The organism is uncultured Winogradskyella sp., from assembly GCF_963975125.1.
Classification (GTDB): Bacteria; Bacteroidota; Bacteroidia; order Flavobacteriales; family Flavobacteriaceae; genus Winogradskyella.
The window spans coordinates 1-2,814 of sequence record NZ_CAXBGB010000149.1 but is presented as its reverse complement, the minus strand read 5'-3'; the positions used below and the strand labels follow the sequence as shown (position 1 = coordinate 2,814).

Below are 2,814 nucleotides of genomic sequence, written 5' to 3'. Positions count from 1 at the left end.
GTGACCAGTCTGGGGCTCGAACCCAGGACCCTCTCCTTAAAAGGGAGATGCTCTACCAACTGAGCTAACTGGTCAATAAGATTTTCTCTAAACGAGGGTGCAAATATAAAATGTTTAATTAATAAAACAATACTTTTTTTATTTAAATTTTCGTTTTTTTGTTGTCTAACAGCATAGAGATTTAATAATCAAATTGTAAGCATTATGATAGTAGTTTTAATGGGATATATGGGGTCAGGAAAATCAACCTTGGGTAAAGAATTGGCTACGGTGCTAAATTATGATTTCTTAGATTTAGACGCTTACATTGTTGAAAAAGAAATGGCTTCAATTTCTGACTTATTTAAAACTAAAGGTGAAATATATTTTAGAAAAAAAGAAACTGAATATTTAAATGAACTTTTAGATTCACCACAGAATATGGTTTTGGCTCTTGGCGGAGGTACGCCTTGTTATGGTAAAAATATAGATAAATTAACTGATAGCGCTAATGTTGTATTGTTTTATTTAAAGCTATCTATTCCGCTTTTGTCTAAGCGATTATTTAAGGAAAGAGAAAAACGTCCGTTGATTAGCCATTTAAAATCTAAAGAAGAGTTGTTAGAGTTTATTGGCAAGCATCTTTTTGAACGTATTCAGTATTATAGCCAAGCACAATATACAATCACTACAGACAGTAAATCTCAGCAAGATGCTATAGAAGAAATTTTAATGCACTTAATCTAAATATGCCTCATAAGGTTGTTTGGATAGATTTACATGTACATGTTCAAATAATGAAGTAGATAGAGAGATGCCTTTATAATCAGCTTTAACAGGATATTTTTTGTGATTACGATTAACCAGAACGGCTGTTTTAAATTGCTTTAAAGGCACATCTAAAAAGTGTTTAATACCATAAATTAAAGTACTACCAGAGTTTAAAACGTCATCAATAAGGACAATAGATTTATTTGTATAGTCTTCTTTACTCATGGAAGTCTTTATAGGATTTGTAGGTTCAACTTTGTCTATCGTAACTTTGCATAATGTACATTCTATAGAAGATATTTTATCTAAATTGCTCTTTATCTTTTTGGCGAGTATGAAACCATTACTCTCAATACCAGCAATAACAAGTTCAGTTTCATTTGCATTGCTCTCATAGATTTGATAAGCAATACGTTTTATCTTATGCTCAATTTCCTTGTGACTTAATATAGTATTCTTTGTTAATGCCATAGATTATTTTTACATAATTAAAAATTATAACAAGCAACTATTTTGTAACTTAGCTATTTAAGTTGGCAATAATCAAAGTCTGCCAAATGCCCATTATGGGCTTTCAAAGATAAAAAACAGTTCTTTACCTTGTCTTTCTTTTATAGAATTAATTGATTTTTCTATAGTCTTAATTTTAAATGACTCTTCAAAAAGAGATGTGTACTCCGAAACATTTCCGCCAAAAGGAGGGCCAGATTTAGTTAATTCAAAATCAAAAAATAAACCAACAAGCTTTCCATTTGGTTTTAAAAGTTGATGCATTTTTTCAACATAGCGTTTTCTTAAATTGGGACTAAGAGCGCAGAAAAAGGTTTGCTCTAGGATTAGATCAAATTGATTATTTAAATCAAAGAAATCACAATTCAGTAATTGGTCTTCAGGAAAAATTTTAACCCGATGTTTTAAATTTTCTAAGGGTTGCTTAGCAAAATCAAGCACATAAACATTTTCATAGCCTTTATTCCATAAGTACTCAGCTTCATAACTATTGCCAGCACCAGGAATTAATATCTTTATCGTTCTATCTTCTAGTTGATCAATATATGCTTTTATTGGAGTAGAAGGGTAACCAATATTCCAACCAATTTGTGAGTTAGTATAACGATTTTCCCAGCTTGCTTTATCTAAACTATTCTTCTTCATAAAAACCGTTTAAATCGCGTCTATCTTTTTTTGTAGGTCGTCCCATTCCTCTTTTTCTATAATAGTCCTTACTATACTTTAAAAGTTCTTTGGCATTATAGGCTTCTTTTGGTGTGGTGTCAATTCTGTATATGTCCACAAGTTTTGCTCCAACACGATTTGGTGGTATATCATTTACAGTTAATTGATAAACAATTTGATCTTTTCGCAATTCAATTTTATCTGTGGGATAAACCTCTCTAGATGGTTTTACAACAGCTCCATTAACTTTTATTTGTCCTTTTTTACTTGCCTGTGTCGCTATACTACGTGTTTTGTAATAACGTACGCACCATAAATATTTATCAATTCGCATATATTTTTAACTAAAAACTACGTTAATCTATTAGTACAAAAATATTATATTATTGTATCTTGCGCGTTATAATTAAGCAATAATGAACCGAATATTAGATTTGTGGTAATTCTAATATCAGAAACAAACAATCTATGAAAATTAAAAGTTTAAGAGTCAGCATTTATTTACTAACTATAGTTGCGATATTGGTGTCGTGTAATAAAGATGAAAATACGGTTACTTTTCAAGAAAGAGATAGAACTGAACAGCAGATTACAGATAAAGATTCTATACTAAACTATTTGTCAACACATTATTATAATTCTGGCTTTTTTGAAACGGGTTCAAATCATAAATATACAGATATTATAATTACAGAAAGAGCTGTAGATGATGAGGGTAATTATTTACCTATACCAGAAGAACAGACTTTACTTATAAATGTGGTAGAAACAAAAACTACAACGTATTTCGATACGGATTATGAATATTACATATTAAGAATTAACCAAGGTGGTGGTGAATCTCCTAAGTTTACGGATGCAGTGCGTGTTAGATATGAAGGTACTTCA

At 30.5% G+C, this 2,814-nt stretch carries 4 protein-coding genes, 1 tRNA gene and 1 pseudogene; 2 read left to right on the top strand and 4 right to left on the bottom strand.

Going from position 1 to position 2,814, the window contains the following annotated elements; all coding sequences use genetic code 11:
• Position 1: 1 nt before the first annotated feature.
• Positions 2-74 (bottom strand) — tRNA-Lys (locus AAC053_RS13920).
• Between the two features lie 130 nt (positions 75-204).
• Between AAC053_RS13920 and AAC053_RS13915 the strand changes: the two genes are divergently transcribed.
• Positions 205-726 carry a shikimate kinase gene (locus tag AAC053_RS13915; protein ID WP_339757896.1) on the top strand — a complete coding sequence of 174 codons (522 nt, stop codon included), beginning with the start codon at positions 205-207 and terminating at the stop codon, positions 724-726.
• Here the strand turns inward: AAC053_RS13915 and AAC053_RS13910 are convergent.
• The 3 genes from AAC053_RS13910 to AAC053_RS13900 form a co-directional block, all read right to left on the bottom strand.
• Positions 718-1,221 carry a phosphoribosyltransferase family protein gene (locus AAC053_RS13910; RefSeq protein WP_339757893.1) on the bottom strand — a complete coding sequence of 168 codons (504 nt, stop codon included), beginning with the start codon at positions 1,219-1,221 and terminating at the stop codon, positions 718-720. The genes AAC053_RS13915 and AAC053_RS13910 overlap by 9 nt on opposite strands.
• A 93-nt stretch (positions 1,222-1,314) precedes the next feature.
• Positions 1,315-1,905: a methyltransferase domain-containing protein gene (locus AAC053_RS13905; protein ID WP_339757890.1), complete on the bottom strand. Its 591-nt coding sequence runs from the start codon at positions 1,903-1,905 to the stop codon at positions 1,315-1,317.
• The gene (locus AAC053_RS13900) at positions 1,892-2,260 is read right to left on the bottom strand and encodes a S4 domain-containing protein (protein ID WP_339757887.1); all 369 of its coding nucleotides are present in this window, start codon (positions 2,258-2,260) and stop codon (positions 1,892-1,894) included. The genes AAC053_RS13905 and AAC053_RS13900 overlap by 14 nt, the downstream gene beginning before the upstream one ends.
• Before the next feature lie 134 nt (positions 2,261-2,394).
• Here AAC053_RS13900 and AAC053_RS13895 point away from each other — a divergent pair.
• Positions 2,395-2,814: pseudogene (locus tag AAC053_RS13895) on the top strand (hypothetical protein); the annotation flags it as partial.

Bases quoted from the DNA above. Each gene is read 5' to 3' on its own strand.
- AAC053_RS13915 (WP_339757896.1), top strand. From the start codon at position 205: ATGATAGTAGTTTTAATGGGATATATGGGGTCAGGAAAATCAACCTTG.
- AAC053_RS13910 (WP_339757893.1), bottom strand. From the start codon at position 1,221: ATGGCATTAACAAAGAATACTATATTAAGTCACAAGGAAATTGAGCAT.
- AAC053_RS13905 (WP_339757890.1), bottom strand. From the start codon at position 1,905: ATGAAGAAGAATAGTTTAGATAAAGCAAGCTGGGAAAATCGTTATACT.
- AAC053_RS13900 (WP_339757887.1), bottom strand. From the start codon at position 2,260: ATGCGAATTGATAAATATTTATGGTGCGTACGTTATTACAAAACACGT.